The sequence below is a fragment of the Streptomyces sp. NBC_01260 genome, assembly GCF_036226405.1.
Lineage (GTDB): Bacteria > Actinomycetota > Actinomycetes > Streptomycetales > Streptomycetaceae > Streptomyces > Streptomyces laculatispora.
In genome coordinates, this window is sequence record NZ_CP108465.1 from 75,730 (window position 1) to 96,770 (window position 21,041).

Genomic DNA, 21,041 nt, shown 5'->3' on the forward strand with positions numbered 1-21,041 from the left:
GGCTGAGCAGCCCAGTCCGCAGAAGGAAGCAGACGCATGACTGACGTTCCTGACAAGACCGTCGGCGTGGTGATCGCCGCAGTGGGTGCGATCACCCCGCTCGGCGGCTCTGCCGAGGCCCTGTGGGAGGGGGTGCGCGCCGGGCGGGTGGCGATCTCGCCCGTGCGCCGCCTGCCCATGGACCACTACCAGACCAGCCTGGGCGGCGAGGTCACCGTACCCGTCTCGCCCGGGTACGAGTACGTCCCGGACAGCGACGTCCGTGACCGGTCGATCGACTTCGCGCTGACCGCCGCCGAGGAGGCCATGGCAGCCTCGGGCCTGCGGGTCGGAACGGACATTCCGGCCGAACGCTGGGGCGTGGCCTACGGCACCTGCCACGCCGGCTGGCGCAGCGCCGAACTCGCCCTGCGCGAGGTGCAGGACGGCACCGAACCGGACTGGCACCGCTACACGTTCGTGCCGCCGCAGGCCGGTGCGGAGGCTCTGTCGGCGGCCTTCGGTCTCAAGGGACCGGTGCTCAGCGCCAACACGGCCTGCGCCGCCAGCGCCCACGCGTTGTCGCACGCGCTGGAGGTGATCCGGGCGGGTGCCGCCGACGCGATGCTCGTCGGCGGCAGCGACGCCTTCACCGAGTCGGCGTTCGCCGGGTTCAGCAGCCTGTGGTCGCTCTCTCCCGAGCCCGCGGCCCCCTATTCCATGGACCGGGCCGGCCTGACCCTGGGTGAGGGCGGCGGGATGCTCGTCCTGCTGTCGCGGGAGGCGGCCGAGCGCACCGGTGCCCCCGTCGTCGCCGAGGTACTGGGCTACGGCCTGTCCGCAGACGGCTATCACCCGACGGCGCCGCACCCCGAGGGTGAGGGCGCGGCCCGGGCGATCCGTGCGGCGCTGGCCTCCTCGGGCCTGGCCCCCGACGACATCAGGTACGTCAACGGACACGGCACCGGCACGCAGAAGAACGACTCCGCGGAGAGCAACGCCGTGCGGGCCGTCCTGGGTGACGCGGCGGAGAAGGTCGCGCTGTCCAGCACCAAGTCGATGATCGGCCATCTGCTCGGCGCGGCCGGCGCGGTGGAGGGCATCGTCACCGTCCTCGCCCTGCGCGACCAGGTGGCACCGCCCACCGCGTCCTTCACCGAGGCGGACCCCCAGTGCGGTCTGGACCCGGTGGCCGCAACGGGCCGCCCGATGGTGCTCGACACCGCGCTGTCCAACAACTTCGGGTTCGCCGGCGCCAACGCCTGCGTCGCCTTCGCCCGCCCCACAGGCCCCGGCGCGCCGGCTCCGGCCGTCGGCCCCGACGACATCGTGGTGACCGGGTTCGGGGTGATCACCCCGGCCGGTGAGGGCGCCGAGGCACTGTGGGACGCGTATGCGGCCGGGCGCCGGCAGGGTGCGCCGCAGGACGGGCTGCGGGTGGCGCGGGCCGAGTTCGACCGCTCGGTCGCCGGCACGCCCCGGGAGCGCCGGCGCATGGACAAGGTCTCCCAGCTGGCCATCGCCTCGTGCCGGGCCGCGCTGGCCGCGGCGGGTCTGACGGACCCGTCGGCAACGGCCGCCGACGCGGCCGTCGTCGCCGCCACCGGTGTGGTGCTGGGTACCGCGATCGGGCCGATGGAGAGCGGCGAACGCTTCACCCTTCCGGTGCTGGCCGAGGGCGCGCAGGAAGCCAACCCGGCCGTGTTCACGAACACCGTGTACAACGGCGCGGCCGGTCACGTCGCCATGGCGCTCGGCACCAGGGGGCCCACGTCGACGCTGAGCTCGGGGCACGCGGCCGGTGCCGCCGCCCTGGGGGTCGCCTACGACATGCTGCGGGCCGGGCGCGCCGAGCGGCTCCTGGTGCCGGCGGTGGAGGCGTTCTCGCCGGCCACGCTGGCCGCGTACCGCAGCATCCCGCTGTTCGGTTCGGCGGCCGGGCGCCGGTACACGCTCGCCGAGGCGGGCATCGCGCTGGTCCTGGAGCGCCGGACCAGTGCCGAGCGGCGCGGCGCGACGGTCCACGCCGTGGTCCTGGGGCATGCGACCGCGTCGGACGCGTGCGGCATCGGCCGCTGGGACGCGTCCGGTGCCGGTGTGGAGCGGGCGATGCGCGGGGCCCTGCGCAACGCCGGGCTCGGTCCCGGCCAGGTGGCGGCGGTGTGGGCGAACGCGGCGGGTCTGGCCACCGCAGACCGTCCCGAACAGGCCGCTGTGGAACGGGTGTTCGCAACCGGCCGGGTGCGCGTGGAGACTCCGAAGCGGGTGCTGGGCGAGCCGGCCGGCGCGGGCGCCCACCTGTCGGCGGTGCTGGCCCTCGGTGCCTGGCGCACGGGCACGGACCGCGGCCCCGTCCTGGTGAACAGCTCGTCCCTCGGCGGCACGCACACCTCGCTCGTCCTGTCCCCCGTCCCCCTTCCCGCAACGGAGCCCGTCCGATGACCACTGCGTACGACGTGAAGATCCTCTCCACCGGTGCCTACGTGCCGGGCGAACCGCTGGACAACGCCACGCTGGAGAAGTACGTCGGGCCGCTGCCGGACGACATCCTCGAAGGCATCCAGGTCAAGACCCGGTACTGGATGATCGACCCGGTCACCGGCGAGCACCGCATCAACAACAGCCGGATGGCCGAGCGCGCCTCCCGACAGGCCCTGGAGCGGGCCGGTGTGGAGCCGGAGGAGCTCGACCTGATCGTGGTGTGCACGGCGACGCCGGAGTACAGCCTGCCCAACGTGGCCACCACCCTGCAGCACTACCTGGGTCTGGAGAGCGTCGCCGCGATCGAGATCCGCGGGGCCTGCGCGGGCTGGGTGCAGGCACTCGACCTGGCCCGGCGGCAGCTCGCCGACGGGACCGCACGCACCGCGCTCGTGGTGGGCAGCGAGGCCGGATCACCGGTCCTGGCGCCCCACTTCCTGGGCAAGGCGCCGGACCGCGTGCGGATGCGCGACCGGCTGACGCTGTACACCTTCGGGGACGGCGCGGGCGCCGTGGTGCTGCGCGCCGAGCCCGCGGGCGATACGGCGGACCGGTTCGCCTACGTCAACGCGTGCGTGGGCGGGCTGCGCAAGCCCGGCATGGAGATCATCGGAGGCGGTACGGACGTCTCGCAGGCGGAGCAGCTGCGCAGGCGCCAGCTGATCCAGATGAAGGTCGACGTGTCCGGCACCACCACCTTCAGCCCCCAGGTGTTCGTCCGCGCGATCCAGGAGATGGCGCGCAAGGACGGCCGGGCGCTCGACGAGTTCGACGCGATCGTGCTGCCGGAGGGCAACGCCGACTACTTCGCCGACGAGTTCGCGTCCGCCGGCATGTCCGACGAGGAGATCAGGGCCCTGGACGGGCGGGTCGTGGAGAACCTGGCCGATGTGGGCGCCACCGGCTCCGCGGCGGTGCCGCTGTCCCTGGACGCGGGCTGGACCTCGGGGCGCATCAAGCCGGGCGACCGGATCGTGCTGCTCGGCATCGAGGCCAGCCGATACGTCTACACCGGTCTGTCACTGACCTGGCGGGCGCCGCTGACGGCCTGACCGGCCGTCCCCCGACTCAGCAAGTCATCGCTGTTCATTTCACGCCGCCTCCGTCGTGGGGCGCAGTCGCAGGAGGCATCACGTGGCAATCAAGCACCGCACGCTGGGAAAGCCCGGACTGGTCGTTCCGGCTCAGGGCCTTGGCTGCATGGGCATGACGTTCGGCTACGGCGAAGCGGACGAGAAGGAGGCCCGCGCCACCATCGACCGGGCCCTGGAGCTCGGCGTCACGCTGCTGGACACCGCCGACATGTACGGCCCGTACACCAACGAGGAACTGATCGGCCGGGCCGTCGCCGGGCGCCGCGACAAGGTCGTGATCGCGTCCAAGGTGGGCAACGAGGTCGCCGACGGACAGCTGACATGGCGGCTCAACGGCCGTCCCGACTACATCCGCCGCTCCATCGAGGGCACGCTGCGCCGCCTGGGCACCGACTACCTCGACCTCTACTACCTGCACCGCGTCGACCCCGACGTCCCCGTCGAGGAGAGCTTCGGCGCGCTCGCCGAACTCGTCCAGGCCGGGCTCGTACGCCACCTCGGCATCTCCGAGGCAGGGCCCGCGACCATCCGGCGCGCCCACGCGGTGCACCCGCTGACCGCCGTGCAGACCGAGTACTCGCTGTTCACCCGGGACGTCGAGGTCAACGGCGTACTGGACACCGTGCGCGAGCTCGGCATCGGGTTCGTGGCCTACAGCCCGCTCGGCCGCGGCTTCCTGACCGGCACCATCCGCGGCACCTCCGACATCCCCGAGGGCCTCGACTTCCGGCGCATCGCCCCGCGCTTCAAGGACGAGAACATCCGCCGCAACCTGCCGGTCGTCGACCGGCTCAGCGAACTCGCCGCCGCTGCCGACACCACCGTCACCCGGCTCGCGCTCGCCTGGGTGCTCTCCCGCGGCGACGATGTCGTCGCCATCCCCGGCACCAAGCGGCGCACCTACCTCGAGGAGAACGTCTCCGCGGCCGACGTCGAACTCTCCGCCGACGTCCTGGCGGCGATCGACGCCATCGCCCCGTACGGCGTCACCGCCGGGAACCGTTACCCGGACGCCGAGATGCCCGCGCTGAGCCGCTGAGTCCCGCTTCTTCAGGCAACCGTCACTATCTCCTGGGAGAAAGAAATGTCCGCGCAGACGCCTCGCCTCCTACGCCGTGTACTCATCGCCGGCGGCGGGATCGGCGGCATCGCCACCGCCCTGGCCCTGCAGCAGCAGGGCATCGAATCCGTCGTCTTCGAGCGCGCGCCCCAGCTGCGCGACGGCGGCGCCGGACTGCACATCTGGACCAACGGCATGCTCGCTCTGGACCGGCTCGGCGTCGCCGACCAGGTCGCCGCGATCGCCCCCGCCCAGGCCGAGTGCAACTTCGCGACCTCGGCCGGCCGGCCCATCGGGGTATGGCCGGTGGGCGAGTTCGTCGAGCGCTACGGCCAGCCCACGGTCGCCATCGGCCGTTCCGACCTGCACGGCATTCTGCGGGACGCCGTGACCGCGCCCGTCGTCACCGGCGCCGAGGTCACCGGGTACACCGAGCACGCCGACGGGGTGAGCCTGCACTTCGCGGACGGGAGCTCCGAGGAGGGCGACCTGCTGATCGGCGCCGACGGCGTCCGTTCGGCGGTGCGCGCCCAGCTGCTGGGCCCCCAGCCCCCGGACTACACCGGCTACATCGCCTGGCGCGGCCACGCCGAACTGGGCTCCGACCAGTTCCCGCCCGGCACCTTCCAGGCCCTCTTCGGCCCGGGGACCCGCTTCACGTACTACGACATCGCCCCGGGTGTCGTGCACTGGATGAGCGTCGCCGACGGCCCCGAGGGCGGCCGCGACGCGGGCACGCCCGAACAGACCCTGGACATGCTGCGCGACCGGCACGCCGGCTGGGCCGACCCGAGGGTGCGGCAGATCCTCGACGCCACCGTGCCGTCGAGCATCCTGCGCGGCGACGTCCTGGACCGCAAGCCGGACTCCGTGTGGGGAAGCGGCCGGGTCACCCTGCTCGGCGACGCCGCGCACGCCATGACCTTCAACATCGGACAGGGCGCCTGCCAGGCCATCGAGGACGGTCTCGTCCTGGCCGGACACCTCACCACGCCCGGCCTCGGCGTCACCGAGGCCCTGCGCGCCTACGAGACCGAACGGCAGGAGCGCACCCGGCCCATGCAGTTGCTCGCCCACCGCATCGGCGTGCTCGGCTCCCTGCAGAACCCGGCCGCCGTCTGGCTGCGGGACCGGGTGATGGGCCTGACCTGGAACAAGACCTTCCAGTCCACGGAACGCGACCACGTTGCCTACGGCACGCGGTGGGCGGCCGATGTCGCCGCCACCGCGGCCTGAGTACGTCCGTAACCGCCACGACGAGAGGACTGCTGTTGTGACCACTGCGGCCACCACCAAACCGGTGCAATCCCTGTGGGAGAGCGTCCAGGAGCGAAACAAGGCGACCATCCAGCGCGTCTTCGCCGAGTTCATCAACCGGGGCGACACCTCGGTCGCCGACGAGCACTACCGGCCGGACGTCGTCGACCACGCGGGCCTGCCCGGCGCACCCGAGGGACTGGAGGGCGTGAAGTACACCATCGCCTCCCTGCGCGAGGCGGTCCCCGACTTCAACGTCACCATCGAAGACATCAGCGCGCACGACGACATGGTCGTCATCCACAACACCTGGCGCGGCACCCACCTGGGCGAACTGCTCGGCATGGCACCCACCGGGCGCTCGTTCCTCTCCGTCGGCATCGTCATCTGGCGGTTCGACGAGGAGGGCCGGATCGCCGAACGCTGGGAGCACAGCGTGTCGTCCAACATGTTCGCCGCGCTCGGCATGCGGCTGCTGGCACCGCGCAAGGGCCGCCGCCGCGCCGCGGAGGGCACCCGGTCCGTGACCCGGACCGTGCCGATCCGCTCCGGCAAGCCGCTGGCCTGGGAACGGCTCGTAGCCGAGCTGCAGGGGTCGCGCCGGCGCGAGTACGAGGCCTCCCGGCGCAGACTGGGCATCACCAGCGAGGTGCTGCGCGTCGACCCGCGGGCCGACCGGGACCACGTGATCGTGCACTTCGAGACCGCGGACCCGGAGCGGACCAGGAAGCGCTGGGCCCAGTCGAAGAACCCCTTCGACCAGTGGCTGCGCGAGCGGATCCTCGACATCCACGGCGAGGACCCCTGGGCCGGCCCCGCCACCTCCTACGAGGAGGCGGGACTCGACTGGACGGCGCCGCCGCAGTTCGTCCGGGACCGGTCGGACGGACACCGCTGACCGGTGCACCGTCTGCCGACCCGTGTTCGAGCCGCCCTCCAGGCCCGGTCGGCAGACTGGGGCCTCCCCCGGCTTCGCAACGGCATCCCGCTCATCGCACGGACGCCGACCGCAGGCCGGGCGGGCCCGCCCGTAGGGGTCTATGAGCCGATGGGCCCGCGCCGCACATCCCCCGCCGGCGCGGGCCCATCGTCGTATGTCCACACCCATGAACGGCCCTCGAGTGAGCCCCGACCGGGAGGCGGTACACAGAAGTGCTGCTCCCGCTCGAGGAGAAGCCCGCGACGGCAGGTGTGAACGTTCCCGCCGCGTCGCACCGTCCCCTCGACAGCGCCGGCCTCGCCTCCCCTCGCAGAAGCCGGATCGCTGCCGGACCTCACCCGAGAACGGAAGTCCTATGGCCACTGACCAAGTACTGTCCGGCCCGGAGCCGGCCGCCGCGGAAGGCGGTCCGGGTGTCCGGGCCGCAGCGGCCACCGAGCCGCAAGCCGCCCGCACCCCCCGGCTGCCGTCCCTGACCGGCCTGCGGTTCCTTGCCGCGCTGACCGTGTTCGTCTACCACTGCTTCATCCCGATACCGACGCTGCGGCTGCTGGCCGACGACCGTACCGAGTTCCGGCTGTTCGGCTGGTTCGACCAGGCCGGCGGGCTCGGGGTGGCGTTCTTCTTCGTGCTCAGCGGGTTCGTGCTGACCTGGTCGGCGCGCGAGACCGACACCACGACGAGGTTCTGGCGACGCAGGTTCGTCAAGGTCTACCCGAACTACGTGGTCGCCTGGGTGCTCGCGATGGTGCTGTTCGCGAGCAGCGCCACGTCCTCCGGCATCGCCCTCTCCAACCTCTTCATGGTCCAGGTGTGGGCGCCCGACTACTACACCAACTTCAGTGTGGACCCGCCGAGCTGGTCGCTGGGCGTGGAAGCGGTCTTCTACCTGAGCTTCCCGCTGCTGCTGGCCGTCTTCCGGCACATCGACCCCCGCCGTCTGAAGTACTGGATCGCCGGGACGATCGCCCTGGTGTGGGCCACCCCGGCGATCGCCTACGCGGCGTTCCCGGCGACCCCGCTGGTGCCCAGCGGCCAGAACATGCCCGCCACCGCGTACTGGTTCACGTATGTGCTGCCGCCGGTCCGCGTGGTCGACTTCGCCCTCGGCATCCTGGTCGCGCTCGCGGTCAAGCACGGGCGCTGGCGCAACATCGGCATCATTCCGTCGTTCGTGCTGCTGGCCGGCGGCTACTGGCTCACCTTCCACGTGCCCTACTTCTACGGGCAGCGCGCCACCATGATCATCCCGATCGTGCTGCTGATCGCGGCCGCGGCGACCTCGGACATCGAGGGCCGTTTCACCGTGTTCCGCAACCGCACGATGGTCTGGCTGGGCGAGATCTCCTTCGCCTTCTACCTGCTGCACTACATCGTGCTGGCGACGTTGCGAAAGCAGCTAGGCACGCAGATGTACTCCCTCACACAGAGCATCGCCCTGATGATCGGCGCGGCCCTCGCCACGGTGGTGCTGTCCTGGCTGCTGCATCGGCTGGTCGAGACGCCGTTCGTGCGCCGGTTCAGTCAGTCGCGGCGCACCGACCGAACGCGTACGGGCGTCTGACGCCCCACCGGACGCCGGGCAGCACCGGCCCGGGAACACCGCAGCGGCGGCACCCCTCCACCGGAAATGGTGCGCCGCCGCTGCCGTGTTCCCGGGCCGGCACCGACGTCCAGGATCAGCGTGGCAGTGCCTCGATACGGGGCACGAGATCGGCGGGCCGCGGCATACGGGCGATGTCGCGGCCCAACTCCGCGGCCGCGGGCAGTACCCGGCCGCCATTGACCAGCTCGGCGAGGTGGAAGCGCAGCCGCAGCATGCTGGAGGCGCCCGCCAGGTCGTCGTCGCTCAGGCACAGGCCGATGCCCGCCTGTTCCAGACGCTTGCCCGCCCGCCATTCCTCCTCCCCGGCCGGCAGCACCAGCTGGGAGACTCCGTACCGGGCGGCCGCATACACGCTCCCCTCGTCCCCGCCGTGCACCATGACGACGCTGCCCTGCAGCACCACGCTCCAGGGCTGGGCGTCGCCGGTCAGCACGACGAGTTGCAGGCCGAGATTCTCGACGCCCTCGGCGACCCGGCGGAACAGCCCCGCTCGATGCCGGTCCCGGGGCCGGGTGCCGGTGGGCATCCCGGTGACGCAGACGCGGGGGCGCAGCGACAGCTCGGTGAGCTGGGGCACCGGCTGCGGGGGCAGCTCGTAGGAATCACAGCACACATGCCAGGCGTCGGGGTCGGGCCGCTCCCGCAACGGCCCGGGACAGGGGTCGATCCACACGGTCGGCCGCGGCGACAACGGTGCGTGGGCGTACGGTAGATAGCCGATGGTGGGCACCCCCGACTCGGCCGCCATGGCCGTAGATTCCGGGCACAGTGGATCGTGCACCACCAGGTCGGGCTGCCAGGCCCGGCTGAACCGCCGTGGAGCGGCCAGTACCGGGACGAGCCCGGCACTGACCACGCGGTGGCGGGTCCGGGCCGGACCGCAGAAGCGGACTTCGTGCCCGGCCGCCTGCAGTTCTCTCGCGAGCAGCACCATGCGCAGCACCGCCGGCATGCCGAGGCCCGCCGAGAAGAGAACACGCACAGTTCCTCCCTGCGCCATTACCTGGCAAAGCGGTCGAGCATCCGCCCGTTCTCGACGTCGATGTCCAACGCCGGGTCGCTGCCGAGCACGGCACGCTGCAGATGTTGCAGACGCTGCGAGGGCTCGATGCCCAGCTCCTCCACGAGACGGCTCCGAAGATTCTGGAAGACTTCGAGCGCCGCGGAGGGCCGCCCCGCCCGGTAGAAGGCCACCATGGACTGGGCGTGCAGCCCCTCGTGCAGCGGGTTCCTGGCGGCGAGGGCGATGAGCTCGGTGAGCAGTTCGCCGTGCCGGCCGAGCCGGAGCTCGACGTCGATGCGCCGCTCCAGCACGCCGAGCCGGCTCTCCTCAAGGCGCATCGCCTCGATCTCCAGCAGCGGTCCGGTGCGTACGTCGACCAGAGCCGGTCCCCGCCACTGCGCGAGCGCCTCCCGGAACAGCTCCGCGGCCTGCTGGTGCTCTCCGCGGTCGAAGGCGCGCTGGCCGAGTGAGGCCAGCCGGTCGTGCTCGTGCGCGTCGATGCTTCCCGGCTCGGTGTGCAGGAGATATCCGCCGTGCCGGGTCAGCAGCAGTGCCTTGGAACCGCCGGGCTCCCCGTCCAGTGCCTTCTCCATGCAGCGTCGGAGCTGGAGGATGTAGGTCTGCAGCGTGGTGAGCGCGCTGCGCGGCGGTGCGTCGCCCCAGATCTCCTCCATCAGGGTGGGAACCGGTAGGACCTGGTTCGCGTAGATGGCGAGCAGCGCCAGGATCTGACGCGGCTTCGCCGCCGTGGGCAGGATCGGAACGCCGTTTAGTTCGGCATCCAAAGACCCTAGAACAGAGATTCGCATGCTGCCCCCTTATGTCTCTGTCATGGAACCTTGAACTTCCCACGAGGCCGCCTCGTGCGGACAGTGTGTTGTTCCCGCTCCTGCGAGTGCGTCTGTCCTGGTCAGGGCATGACCGATTCATGGTGGCGGGGCGTGCCGGACACGACGAGGCCCCGCGCGCCGGGATGGTGGCGGGGCCTCGTCGTGTCCGGCCGGAAGGGGGAGGCCGGGTCGGCTACGGGTCGGTTCAGTCCCCCATGATCACGGGGTGGTTGTACGGCGCGAGGCAGTCCTCGTACGTCGGCAGCAGCCCTTTCGCCAGCGCCTCCGCCGCGGTGGGCGCGGCCAGATCCTCGTCGGACATCACCGGCTCCTCGGTGAGCCCCCACGGCAGGGCCAGAGCGGGGTCGAGCGCGCTGACCGTGTAGCCGGGCCCGGCCGGCCGGGTGCTGTGACAGGCGACCACCGTGTCGTCCTCGAGCGCGAGCCAGGCGTGGCCCAGGCCCTCGGAGACGAACACTCCGGACGCGTTGTGGTGGTCCAGCCAGACCGTCTCGTGCCGGCCGTACTCCGGGGACCCGACGCGCAGGTCCACCACGACGTGCAGGGCGGAACCCCGCACACAGTCGAACAGCCGGGCACGGCCGTCCTCCGCGTCGGTGCCGTGGATGCCCCGCAGGACCGCGCGCCGCGCGGCCGACACATCGCTGTACCGGATCGAGAAGGGCCGTCCAATCACGTCCTCGACACGGTCCTGGCGGAAGGTCTCGTAGCGCACCACGACCTCGTCCCCAACGGCCCGGGGCGTAAGCAGGAACGCGCCCGGCAGGGCGAGTTCGCTGACTTCCAGGCTGATGGGTTCCATGGTCACGACGGTAGCCGCCGCTGCTCAAGACCGAGTGGAGCAACCCTGATGCCGCGCCCAGGACAGCCCTCAGGCCTGTGCGGCCGGCGCCGGGTCGACGCCCAGCTGGCGGAAGAGGTCGTCCATGTTCAGCTGGTCCCAGTGCTCGGCGAACAGCCCGTTCTCCACCCTCCAGATGTCGATGGACTGGAAGTTCACCGGGCGTCCGCTGGCCGGTATGCCGAGGAACGTGCCCTGGTGGGTCGCGCTGTACTCCAGACGCGCGGCCACCCGGTCCCCTTCCCCGACGGCGTCGTGCAGCACGGCCTTCAGGTCGGGAAAGGCGCTGAACACCTGGGTCCAGAAGCCCCGGTTGGCCTCGATGCCGTCGGCCACCCCCGGGTTGTGGTCGATGTGACCAGGAGCCGTGTGCTTCTCCATGGTGCTGACGTCGTGGCTGTTGATCATGTCCACGAAGCTCTGGACGAGGGCGTGGTGATTCGACATGGGGGCCTTTCTGGCGGGCTGGGAGAAGAACGATCAGGTCGAGCATCGCCAGCCGCGGTCGAGTCCCTCTGGAGCGGGAATCCGGGCGCGAGGCGCGGCGGGCGCCGGAACGCTCCAGCGGAGCGCGAGGGAGGGGCGAGGGGCCCGCCCTAGCGTCGCCGTCCCGAACCGAACCGAACCGGCCACTGTCCCGAGGAGCCCTGGGTGGCCGCCGAGGTCGCCCCGCTTCGACAGAGCCACCTCCGCCCGACAGCTCGTTGAAAGGAAGTAGCAGCATGCAGCCCGAGGTGAACGGTGCCGACGACTTCCTGGCGTCGGCGTTGGTGTCGAAGTCCCGGCTGACCCCCGACGCGGGAGCCTTCCTCGAGGAACGCGAGGAGTCCGCCTCGTACGACGTCGAGCGGGTGCCCCTGGCCGCCCTCCCGAACTGGCACCACGGAGACCGGCTCAGCCGCGAGGACGGCAAGTTCTTCACGGTCGAGGGGCTCTCCGTACGGACGGACTTCGGACCCGTTCCGCAGTGGTCCCAGCCAATCATCGTCCAGCCGGAGGTCGGCATCCTGGGGATCGTCGCCAAGCGGTTCGACGGTGTGCTCCATTTCCTCATGCAGGCGAAGATGGAGCCGGGGAACACCGCCTTCGTCCAGTACGCGGCGACCGTCCAGGCGACGCAGAGCAACTACCGGCGGGTGCACGGTGGCAGGGCCACCCCGTACCTGGATTACTTCCTGGAGGGCACGCGGCGACGCGTCCTGTTCGACCAGCTCCTCTCCGAGCACGGCTTCTGGTACCTGCACAAGAGGAACCGGAACATGATCGTCGAGGTGCCCGAGGACGAGGACGTCCCCGTCGAGAACGACTTCACCTGGCTCACTCTGGGCCAGGTGCGCCACCAGCTCATGCTCGGCAACCGCGTCAACATGAACGCCCGGACCGTGCTGTCCGGCATAGCGTACGGCGGTGCCGACGGCGACCTGCTGTCCTACGGCGAGCAGCCCGAGGGCTTCCACGCCGAGCTCCTGGAGTCGCACCGGACGCCGAGCTCGGCGGACGACCTCGCCGGCGCGCTGACGTGGCTCTTCGACCAGAAGGCGAAGTACAGCCTGGACGCCAGACGGATCAGCCTGCGGGACATGGACGACTGGATCTGCGACGACGAGAGCATCCGCCACCGTGACGGCCGCATCTTCGACATCATCGGCATGTCGGTCAAGGCCACGAGCCGGGAGGTCGGCACCTGGTGGCAGCCCATGCTCGAACCCCGCCCCGGCAACGCCGTCGCCCTGGTCTGCCAGCGGCGGAACGGGGTACTGCAGTTCCTGCTCCAGGCCACGATCCAGCCCGGCCTGACCGACCGGCTCGAACTCGGCCCCACCGTCCAGTTCTCCCCGGGCTACCACCGCGGCCCCCAGGACCTCCCGCCGCTGACGGAGTACCTCGACGCATCCGCGTCGTGGACCCGGCTCGACACCATCCAGTCGGAGGACGGCGGCCGTTTCTCCAAGGCGGACACCCGCCACCTGGTCGTCGAGGTCCCCGAGGACCACACGGTCGAGGCACCGGACAACTACCGCTGGATCAGCCTGAACCTGCTCAGCCGCCTGATCCACTTCGGATACCACGTCAACGTCGAGGCCCGCAGCCTGGCCTCCTGCCTGCTCTGACGGGCCGTCGGAACTACCGGGAACCGCGGTTCCCGAACCACGCAAACCCTCTGGAGGTACGGGAGTGAACTCCCCGCTCATCGTGGTGCTGGGCGCCGCGGGCTTCGTCGGCTCCGCCGTCTTCCGCGAGCTGGCACAGCATCCGGTCCGGATTCGGGCCGTCTCCCGACGGAAGTGCCCTGTCCCCGAGAATGCCCGCGCCGAGATCGAGGTGGTCTCCGCGGACCTTCTCGAACCCGGCAGCATGGCCGCCGCCGTCGCCGACGCCGATGTCGTCATCCACGCACTGGCGTACCTGGAGGGTGCCTCCACCTGGCGCATAGCGGACGGCGACCCGGGCGCCGAACGCGTCCACGTCGGCCTGATGCGGGATCTGCTGGATGCCCTCGGCGACCGCCCCGCTTCCCGGGAGCCCGCGACCGTCCTGTTCACCGGATCGGTCACGGCGGCCGGCGACTCGGACAAGGAGGTCCGGGACGGCACCGAACCCGACCGGCCGAAGGGCTACTACGAACGACTGAAACTCGAGGCGGAACAATTGCTGCTGGCGGCCGACGCGGCAGGAACGGTGCGGGGCGCCAGCCTGCGCCTCACCACGTTGTACGGCTACAGCGCCGGGTCCACCGCCCGGGACAAGGGCATCGTCTCCACGATGACGCGCCGCGCGGTGGCCGGCGAGCCCCTGACCATGTGGCACGACGGAACAGTGCGCCGGGACCTGCTCCACGTCGATGACGCCGCCCGCGCCTTCTGGGCCGCCGTCCCGCACATGGATGTGCTCGGGGGAAAGCGCCGGCTGATCGGCACCGGCCGAGGGGCCGCGCTCGGGGACGTGTTCACCAAGGTCTCCGCGCTGGTCGCCGAGCAGACGGGCGCCGAACCGGTGCCGGTGGTCTCCGTCGAGCCGCCGGAGTACGCCGAGGTCAGCGACTTCCGGAGCGTGACCGTCGACTCCTCCGCGTTCCGGGCCGCCACCGGCTGGGAACCGCAGGTGTCCCTGGAGGAGGGCCTGCGTCTGACGACGGAGTTCTGCACCGACGGCCGGGAGGCCGACGTGTGGTGAGCCCGTCGCCGCGCAAGCACCCATCGCTGAAGGAGGAGAAGGACGCGTGATCTACACACAGCTGGGCCGTACCGGTCTGCGGGTCAGCAGGCTGGCCCTCGGCACCGTCAACTTCGGTGGCCGGGTCGAGGAGCCGGAGGCGCACCGGCTCCTGGACCATGGCCTGGACCGGGGCATCAATTTGATCGACACCGCCAACATCTACGGCTGGCGCGTCCACAAGGGCCACACCGAAGAGGTCATCGGCCGCTGGCTCGGCAAGAGCCCGGGCCGCCGCGACCAGGTCGTCCTGACCACCAAGGTGGGCGACCCGATGGGCGAGGGCCCCAACGACCACGGTCTGTCCGCCCGCAACATCGTCGCGGCCTGCGAGGCGTCGCTCAAGCGGCTCGGAACGGACTGGATCGACGTCTACCAGATGCACCACCTCGACCGGACCGTGGGCTGGGACGAGGTCTGGCAGGCCATGGACCTCCTGGTCGCCCAGGGCAAGGTGCGCTACGTCGGCTCGTCCAACTTCGCCGGCTGGGACATCGCGTCCGCGCAGGCGGCCGCGCAGCGCAGGAACAGCCTGGGCCTGGTCACCGAGCAGTGCGTCTACAACCTGGTCACCCGGTACGCCGAGCTCGAGGTGATTCCCGCAGCCCAGGCGTACGGACTCGGACTCTTCGTCTGGTCACCGCTGCACGGCGGCCTGCTCGGCGGCGTGCTGCGCAAGATGGAGACCAACTCGGCCGTCAAGTCCGCGCAGGGCCGCGGCCTGGAGGCCCTGAACGCGCAGCGCGACACCATCGAGGCCTACGAGAAGCTCTGCGCCGGTCACGGCCTGGATCCGGCGGTGGTCGGCATGGCCTGGACGCTGTCCCGCCCCGGGGTGACCGGCGTGGTGATCGGCCCGCGGACCGAGCAGCACATCGATGGCGCACTCGAAGCCCTGGACTGCGAGCTGCCCGAGTCCCTCCTCGCCGACCTCGACGTGCTCTTCCCGTCGCTCGGCAGCGGCGGCCCCGCCCCCGACTGCTGGTTGACCTGACCTGACACAGAGGTGACGAAGTGCCCGGCAACTGACGAGGTTGCCGGGCACTCGTTGTTCCGCGCGGCCCCGCCCCCGCACAGTCGTCAGGACCCCGTCCGAGCGGCAGTCCGCTCCGGGCCGTCGTCCCCGACGGCCGGAGCCGCTTCCCGAACCCGATCATCGTCGCGTACCCGCACCCGCCCCACGACGGTGACGCCTGCCCCGGCGCTCGAGCCCGCTTCTAGGCCGTGCTGGTCAACTTGAGGCCGCTGAAGTCGACCCGCTGCCGTCGCGTCGGTGCCGAAAGTCCAGTTCTCATCCATTCATACAGGCGAGGGTCGGGCGATGTGTCGGATATTTGGTCACTTGAACGGAACGGTGACTCCTTACGAACTCCAGACGGTCGGCGCACTTCAGCGGCACGGCGGCCCCGACGGCCAGGGCAGCGCGCACGGCGCGGAGTGGTCCGTCGGGAACAACCGGCTGGCCATCGTCGACCCTGACGGTGGCAGACAGCCCTACGAGCTGCTGGACGGCCGGATACGAGTCGTCTTCAACGGCGAGATCTACAACCACGACGAGCTCCGGCAAAGGCTGCGCGCACGGGGATACACGTTCACCGACCGCTGTGACGGATCGATCCTCCCGGCGCTGTACGACGTCTACGGCGACAGCTTCCCCGAACACCTGGACGGCATGTACGCGATCGCCGTCCTCGACCTGCGCGCCGAGCCACGGCTCGTGCTCGCCACCGACCACGTGGGCATGAAGCCCTTGTACTACCGGTGGGACCCGGCATCGGGAGCGCTTCACTTCTCTTCGGAGATCCCCGCCCTGCTCGCCTTCGACGCGGTGTCCAACTCCCTCTGGGCGCCGGGCCTCGACGCCTATCTCGCGACCAGGACACCCTTCGGCGAACAGACGATGTTCGCCGACATCAAGGTGCTGCCCCCGGCCGCCACACTGGTCTGCGACCGGACCTCCGGGATGCGCGTCCTGCGCCGGAACCCGCCCGAGCCCGGCCTGTTGCCCGGCGGCGACACCCCGGGCCGGCTGCGGGAGATGCTGCGCCACGAGGTGAGCCGGCTCCGGGTGGCCGACGTCCCGCTCGCCTCGATCACGTCCGGCGGGCTCGACTCCGGCCTGGTCACGGCGCTCGCCGCACAGGACGGCGGCGACCTGCACACCTTCAACCTCTCCTACAAGGGCACCTGGCCCGGCGACGAGCGCGTGTACGCGCGCCAGATCGCGGAGCGCACCGGAGCGGTCTACCACCAGGTGGAGATCGACCAGGCCACCTTCCCCGACCTGATGGCGGACGTCGTGTGGCACCTGGGTCAGCCGAACGCCGACCCGATCACGCTCAGCACCTACGCCCTGTTCCGCGCCGTCCGGGACGCCGGCTTCAAGGCCGCGCTCACCGGCGACGGCGCGGACGAGGTCTTCGGCGGCTACGACCGGATGCGCGAGGCGGCACGGACCCCCGGAGCGTGGTCCGCGGCGTACCGGGACGCCCTCGCCGTCGTCCCCGCGCGACGGCGGAACCGGCTCTACACCAAGGACTACGCCGCCGAGGTGGACCGCACGACGCCGCTTCCCGAGCGGGCAGGCCGCTTGCTGCGCGACGACGGCGACAGCCCGCTGGGACGGATCACCGCGTTCGAGATGGAGTACCGGCTGCCCGCCTACCACCTGCGCCGCGTGGACCACCTGAGCATGGCGCACTCGGTCGAGGTGCGACTGCCGTTCTGCCAGCGCGACATCGTCGCCTTCGGCCGGGCGCTGCCCGACTCCCAGCGCATCAGCGGCGGGCAGGTGAAACGGGCGCTCTACGGCGCCGCGTCCGGACTGCTGCCGCAGGACGTCCTGAACCGGCCCAAGCAGCCCTTCACCCTGCCGATCACCGCGATGCTCGCCCCCGGGCGGCCGCTGTGGAACTACGCCCGGGACATGCTGGCCGTGAGCCGGCTGCGCTCCGCGGGCCAGATCGACCCCACCGCCGTACAGAACCTCTTCACGGCCCAGGCCGACCGCCCGGACGCCACCGCGGCGCTGACGATCTGGGCCCTGCTGGTGCACGAGATATGGCAGGACCTGTTCCTGCGGCCCGGCGCACGGGTGGGAGCCGCGACAGGGGTGATGTCCGCGTGATCGGCCACATCGCCTACGCCTCCGGAGCGCCCTGCCCCACGCTCGTCCTCGACGCGCGGCAGTTCCCGCGAGAGAGCGGACCGCTCCTTGAGGCCCTCACCGGCGTCCGCCGCCGGCTGGTGCTGTCCGGCGGGGCGCACATCCTCAAGATCGCGCTGATCGAGTCCTCGTCGCATCCGCTGTTCGATCTTGACTACCGCTTCGTCCAGGCGCTCCCCGACAGTGTCGAGCGGTTCGATCTGCGCGGCTCGTGCGGGCACTCCGTGCTGTGCTCCGTGATCGCCGCCGGACACACCGGGATGCTCCCCCGGCAGGCGCCCGGGGACCGGGCCCGGGTGCGCGTCCTCAACAACGGCGATCACCTCGTGTGCGAGATCGAGGAGGCCGACCGGGACACGGCCCGCTGCACGATGTACTTCCTGCACACGCCCCCGGTCCCGGTGTCGGGCCTGCTGCTGCGGGACGAACCGCAGACCATTCTCGACCTGGACGATGAGAAGGTGACCGTTTCCCTCGTCTCCTCGGGCAATCCGTACGTCTTCGTCGGGGCGCGGGACGCCGGAGTGTCCGGCTCCGCGGAACTGTTCGCCGGCGGGCCCGCCCTCTTCGGCCGGCTGGAACGGATTCGTGAAGCGGCGGCCCGGCTGTTCGAATGGGCGCCCGACGGCGCGTTCCCCAAGATCGCCGTCGTGGTTCCCGACGGACCCGGCCGGATCGCGGCCCGGGCCGTGACCGTACCCGGCTGGCATCCCACGCTGGCGCTGACCGGCGCGGTCTGCCTGGGGGCGGCGAGCTGCATCCCGGACACGATTCCATGGCTCGCGGCACGGGAGGCGGGATGCCCCGACGGGCATGTGGACATCCTGACCACGGGCGGAAGCACGGCGGTGACCGCCACCACCCGGACCGGCGACGGACGCACCGAACTCGCCTGGGTCGCCGTGGGGAACAAGACCGTCCGGTTCCACGGCTCGTTCTTCCCCGAGTCACTCACCTATTTCCAACCCAGGGAGTTCGGAGAATGTCTGTCGCTTCCCGCCTGACCCGCACCGAAGGAGCCGTCCGCACCGTCGGCCCCACCCTCGCACCGCCGTTCCTGGACCTACTGCGCGACTCCGATGCCCAAGCCGCCGTCACCGGCAGGCCCGACCCGGCGGCGCTGTCGGGACTGCGGGCCTCGGGCCTGCTCGCGACCGCCGTCCCGCAGGTGTACGGAGGCGCCGGAGGCGACGCCGTGGCCGTCAACCGGGTGGTGGAACAGGTAGCGACGGTGAACCCGTCCGTGGCGATCATCCTGTTCCAGCACTTCGCGGTGTGCGCGCGCATCGACGAATGGGGCACCGACGAGCAGAAGGCGCGGTTCCTGCCGGCCCTGGCCTCCGGCGAGTGCCTTGCCGCCTCGTCATGGAGCGAGCCCGGTGCGGGCGCCGCCAAGAAGCGGCTGGCCTCCACCGCCGAGTGGCTGCCGGACGGCCGATGGCGGCTGAACGGCGCGAAGTCGTTCACCACCGGCGCCGGTGTCGCCGACCTCTATCTCGTGCTCGTACGGACGTCGGCACAGGACGACGACGCGGGCAGCCGCTATGGCGCGGCGGGCCAGAGCTTCTTCCTCGTGCGCGGCGACAACTCCGGGCTGATCCCCGATCTGAGCCTGGACCTGGTCGGCATGCGCGGATCGGCCACGGGCTTCGTCCGCCTCAGCGACTGCGAGGTCACCGACGACGACCGCCTGGCACCGCTCGGAGAGGCGGCGGCCGTCATCGCCGGCGTCCGCGAGAGCGGCGCGACGCTCGGTGCCGTGTCGGCCGGCATCGCCCAGGCGGCGTACGACCTCGCGGTCGGGCACCGCGCCCTCCTCGACCCGTCCCTGGCCCCGGTCGGCCGGCGCCAGATGGTCGCGCTCAGCACCCTCCTGGAGTCGGCGCACGCCTTCGTCGCGCGCGCGGGCCGGCGGTCGTCGGACGATCCGGGCCGGACCACGCTCCAGGCCAAGCTGCACGCCTCGGCGACCGCCGAGCAGATCTGCCTGGAGGTCTCCCGCATGCTCGGGTCCGCCGGTTACGTCGTCGGCCACCGGCTGAACCGGCTGATCGCCGATGCCCGAGCGGTCGCCCTGATGGGCCCGACCAACGATCTGTGCAGGGACCTGGTGGCGGCGTCATGGGAGAGCTGAACCGGAAACCCGCCGATCTCGTGGTGAGCGGGCGACTCGTCACGCCCACGGGAGTACGGCCGGGCGCGGTCCTCGTCTCCGCGGGCCGTATCGCCGCCGTCACCGGCCTCACTGCCATCGACGAGGCCGCCCCGGGCGTGCCACACCTCGACGCCGGCGACGCCTACGTCCTGCCCGGACTCATCGACTCGCACGTGCACTTCCGCACCCCGGGCCTGGAACACAAGGAGGACTGGGAGCACGCCGGCCGGGCCGCGGTGGCCGGCGGCTTCACCACGGTCATCGACATGCCGAACACGCGGCCCCCGGGGCTGTCGCCGGAGGCGATAGCGGCGAAGGCCGCACTGGTGGCCGGGTCCTCGCTGGTCGACTACCGGTTCCATATGGGCGCCGATCCGGACCGGCCAGAACTGCTCGCCGACCTCGATCCCGCGATCGCCACCAGCGCCAAGGTGTTCATGGCCGGGCACCAGACCGCACCCACGGTCGTGCGGGACGCGGAACGGCTGGAGAAGATCTTCGCCGCCGCGGCCGTCGGCGGGGTCCGACTGGTGCTGCACGCCGAACGGGACACCCTGTTCACGATGCTCGACGACTGGCGGGGCCGGCTTCGGGACCACCACGCCTACGAACGGTCCCGGCCCCGCAGCGGGGGCATCGCGGCCGTGGCCGAGGTCATCGAGCTCGTACACCGGCACGGAACGCAGGCGCACATCCTGCATGTGTCCAGCGCGGAAGAGGCCGACCTGCTCGCGGCCGCGAGCGACGCCGGACTCCCCGTCACCTACGAAGTGACCGGGCACCACCTGTCGTTCACCGACCAGGACACCCTGCGGACCGGAGCGCGTACCCGTCTTTCGCCGGCCATCCGCTCCGCCGCCGACCAGGACCGGCTCTGGGCGGCCCTGCGCGGCGGCGAGGTCGCCGCACTGGGTAGTGACCACGCTCCGCACACCATGGCGGAGAAGCTCCTGCCGGTCCCGGACGCTCCGCCCGGGATTCCCGGCGTGCAGGAGCTCGCCGTCGCCGTCTGGACCGGGATGCGCCGACGCTGGCCGGACGAGTCCAGCGATGTGGCGATCGCGCGACTCGTCGATCATCTGGCGGCCGGGCCGGCCGAGCTGTTCCGGCTGCCGGGCAAGGGGCGTCTGGAGCCGGGCGCCGACGCGGACCTGACGGTCTTCGGTCCGGACGACTCCTGGATGCTCTCCGCGTACGACGTACAGTCCAAATGCGGCTGGTCGGCCTACGAGGGATGGACGATGGCTGGCCGGGTGCGGACCACGATCAGGGCGGGTGAGGTGGTCTGGGACGCGAACGAGCAGAAGGCCGGCAGTCCCACCGGACGCTGGCTCCCGGCCGGACCACCGGGGCGAGGTCTCACCGCGGACAGCGGCCGCGCCTGACACCCCGTCG

The 21,041-nt window shown here is 71.4% G+C and carries 17 protein-coding genes; 13 read left to right on the forward strand and 4 right to left on the reverse strand.

The features are described from left to right. Positions 1-36: 36 nt before the first annotated feature. From OG322_RS41140 to OG322_RS41165, 6 genes are all read left to right on the forward strand, one after another. The gene (locus OG322_RS41140; protein WP_329307831.1) at positions 37-2,421 is read left to right on the forward strand and encodes a beta-ketoacyl-[acyl-carrier-protein] synthase family protein; all 2,385 of its coding nucleotides are present in this window, start codon (positions 37-39) and stop codon (positions 2,419-2,421) included. Continuing rightward, a complete protein-coding gene (locus tag OG322_RS41145) occupies positions 2,418-3,512 on the forward strand; it encodes a 3-oxoacyl-ACP synthase III family protein (protein ID WP_206432518.1) in 1,095 nt (364 codons plus the stop codon). Before OG322_RS41140 ends, OG322_RS41145 begins: the two co-directional genes overlap by 4 nt. Positions 3,513-3,600: 88 nt before the next feature. Beyond that, positions 3,601-4,593 (forward strand): aldo/keto reductase, encoded by a 993-nt coding sequence (locus OG322_RS41150; RefSeq protein ID WP_123471751.1) that lies wholly within the window; start codon positions 3,601-3,603, stop codon positions 4,591-4,593. 45 nt (positions 4,594-4,638) lie between these two features. Continuing rightward, positions 4,639-5,850: an FAD-dependent oxidoreductase gene (locus tag OG322_RS41155; protein WP_123471673.1), complete on the forward strand. Its 1,212-nt coding sequence runs from the start codon at positions 4,639-4,641 to the stop codon at positions 5,848-5,850. A gap of 37 nt (positions 5,851-5,887) precedes the next feature. Continuing rightward, a complete protein-coding gene (locus tag OG322_RS41160; RefSeq protein ID WP_329307832.1) occupies positions 5,888-6,769 on the forward strand; it encodes an ester cyclase in 882 nt (293 codons plus the stop codon). Between the two features lie 397 nt (positions 6,770-7,166). Further along, positions 7,167-8,375 carry an acyltransferase family protein gene (locus OG322_RS41165; protein WP_329307833.1) on the forward strand — a complete coding sequence of 403 codons (1,209 nt, stop codon included), beginning with the start codon at positions 7,167-7,169 and terminating at the stop codon, positions 8,373-8,375. Between the two features lie 115 nt (positions 8,376-8,490). Here the strand turns inward: OG322_RS41165 and OG322_RS41170 are convergent, their stop codons facing one another. The 4 genes from OG322_RS41170 to OG322_RS41185 form a co-directional block, all read right to left on the reverse strand. Then, positions 8,491-9,399: a glycosyltransferase gene (locus tag OG322_RS41170; protein ID WP_123471678.1), complete on the reverse strand. Its 909-nt coding sequence runs from the start codon at positions 9,397-9,399 to the stop codon at positions 8,491-8,493. Between the two features lie 17 nt (positions 9,400-9,416). Beyond that, on the reverse strand, positions 9,417-10,229 hold the full coding sequence (locus tag OG322_RS41175; RefSeq protein WP_123471680.1) for an AfsR/SARP family transcriptional regulator: 813 nt from the start codon (positions 10,227-10,229) through the stop codon (positions 9,417-9,419). A 226-nt stretch (positions 10,230-10,455) separates the two neighbouring features. After that, positions 10,456-11,073 carry a dTDP-4-dehydrorhamnose 3,5-epimerase family protein gene (locus OG322_RS41180; RefSeq protein WP_123471682.1) on the reverse strand — a complete coding sequence of 206 codons (618 nt, stop codon included), beginning with the start codon at positions 11,071-11,073 and terminating at the stop codon, positions 10,456-10,458. Positions 11,074-11,142: 69 nt separating this feature from the next. After that, the gene (locus OG322_RS41185) at positions 11,143-11,559 is read right to left on the reverse strand and encodes an ester cyclase (RefSeq protein ID WP_123471684.1); all 417 of its coding nucleotides are present in this window, start codon (positions 11,557-11,559) and stop codon (positions 11,143-11,145) included. Between the two features lie 275 nt (positions 11,560-11,834). On the opposite strand from OG322_RS41185, the gene OG322_RS41190 reads away from it, so the two are divergent. From OG322_RS41190 to OG322_RS41220, 7 genes are all read left to right on the forward strand, one after another. Continuing rightward, positions 11,835-13,223, forward strand: a complete 1,389-nt coding sequence (locus OG322_RS41190) for an NDP-hexose 2,3-dehydratase family protein (protein ID WP_123471686.1) — start codon at positions 11,835-11,837, stop codon at positions 13,221-13,223. 82 nt (positions 13,224-13,305) lie between these two features. Next, positions 13,306-14,286, forward strand: coding sequence for an NAD-dependent epimerase/dehydratase (locus OG322_RS41195; protein ID WP_123471753.1), 981 nt, complete (start codon positions 13,306-13,308; stop codon positions 14,284-14,286). A 46-nt stretch (positions 14,287-14,332) separates the two neighbouring features. Further along, complete coding sequence (locus OG322_RS41200) at positions 14,333-15,319, forward strand: aldo/keto reductase (protein WP_329307834.1); 987 nt, start codon at positions 14,333-14,335, stop codon at positions 15,317-15,319. A gap of 327 nt (positions 15,320-15,646) precedes the next feature. After that, complete coding sequence (gene asnB / locus OG322_RS41205; protein WP_123471690.1) at positions 15,647-17,452, forward strand: asparagine synthase (glutamine-hydrolyzing); 1,806 nt, start codon at positions 15,647-15,649, stop codon at positions 17,450-17,452. Further along, a complete protein-coding gene (locus tag OG322_RS41210) occupies positions 17,449-18,495 on the forward strand; it encodes a PrpF domain-containing protein (protein ID WP_123471692.1) in 1,047 nt (348 codons plus the stop codon). The genes asnB and OG322_RS41210 overlap by 4 nt, the downstream gene beginning before the upstream one ends. Further along, the gene (locus OG322_RS41215) at positions 18,474-19,625 is read left to right on the forward strand and encodes an acyl-CoA dehydrogenase family protein (protein WP_123471694.1); all 1,152 of its coding nucleotides are present in this window, start codon (positions 18,474-18,476) and stop codon (positions 19,623-19,625) included. The genes OG322_RS41210 and OG322_RS41215 overlap by 22 nt, the downstream gene beginning before the upstream one ends. Continuing rightward, entirely contained in the window at positions 19,613-21,031 is a 1,419-nt protein-coding gene (locus OG322_RS41220) for a dihydroorotase (protein WP_123471696.1), read from the forward strand. The genes OG322_RS41215 and OG322_RS41220 overlap by 13 nt, the downstream gene beginning before the upstream one ends. The last annotated feature ends 10 nt before the right edge of the window (positions 21,032-21,041 follow it).

Coding starts and splice junctions, on each gene's coding strand:
- OG322_RS41180 (WP_123471682.1), bottom strand. CDS start 11,073: ATGGAACCCATCAGCCTGGAAGTCAGCGAACTCGCCCTGCCGGGCGCG.
- OG322_RS41220 (WP_123471696.1), top strand. CDS start 19,613: ATGGGAGAGCTGAACCGGAAACCCGCCGATCTCGTGGTGAGCGGGCGA.
- OG322_RS41145 (WP_206432518.1), top strand. CDS start 2,418: ATGACCACTGCGTACGACGTGAAGATCCTCTCCACCGGTGCCTACGTG.
- OG322_RS41190 (WP_123471686.1), top strand. CDS start 11,835: ATGCAGCCCGAGGTGAACGGTGCCGACGACTTCCTGGCGTCGGCGTTG.
- OG322_RS41215 (WP_123471694.1), top strand. CDS start 18,474: ATGTCTGTCGCTTCCCGCCTGACCCGCACCGAAGGAGCCGTCCGCACC.
- OG322_RS41175 (WP_123471680.1), bottom strand. CDS start 10,229: ATGCGAATCTCTGTTCTAGGGTCTTTGGATGCCGAACTAAACGGCGTT.
- OG322_RS41165 (WP_329307833.1), top strand. CDS start 7,167: ATGGCCACTGACCAAGTACTGTCCGGCCCGGAGCCGGCCGCCGCGGAA.
- asnB (WP_123471690.1), top strand. CDS start 15,647: ATGTGTCGGATATTTGGTCACTTGAACGGAACGGTGACTCCTTACGAA.
- OG322_RS41185 (WP_123471684.1), bottom strand. CDS start 11,559: ATGTCGAATCACCACGCCCTCGTCCAGAGCTTCGTGGACATGATCAAC.
- OG322_RS41155 (WP_123471673.1), top strand. CDS start 4,639: ATGTCCGCGCAGACGCCTCGCCTCCTACGCCGTGTACTCATCGCCGGC.
- OG322_RS41140 (WP_329307831.1), top strand. CDS start 37: ATGACTGACGTTCCTGACAAGACCGTCGGCGTGGTGATCGCCGCAGTG.